Origin of the sequence: Cohnella sp. GbtcB17, from assembly GCF_019091135.1 — a bacterium.
Taxonomy (GTDB): domain Bacteria; phylum Bacillota; class Bacilli; order Paenibacillales; family Paenibacillaceae; genus Cohnella.
Genome location: NZ_JAGXJW010000355.1, coordinates 1 through 251 on the forward strand (window position 1 = coordinate 1; position 251 = coordinate 251).

1 protein-coding gene is annotated in these 251 nt (G+C 55.8%); it reads left to right on the forward strand.

Going from position 1 to position 251, the window contains the following annotated elements; genetic code table 11:
- Positions 1–251 (forward strand): hypothetical protein (locus KVT38_RS33935; protein WP_217598109.1); only part of this gene is annotated, 251 nt, incomplete at both ends.

The following is a 251-nucleotide window of genomic DNA, read 5'->3' on the forward strand; positions in this document are numbered from 1 at the left end:
ACGACGACGTTTAGCGAAGGCAACACGATGACAAAGGCGGCCGGCGTAGCCAATTGCATCATAGCGCCGAATGTCGCAGGGGAATACAAGCTGTATATTCAGTACGGAGACGGCAGAGCAACGGCTACCTCCAAATATACAGTATACGTCGGCCAGAGCGCTGCGGCGGTCAATGTCAACGACGGAGATCAATACGAAGGATCGGCGGTGCGTCCGCCTGAACTGACACTGGGCGCAGGCTACACCTTCAA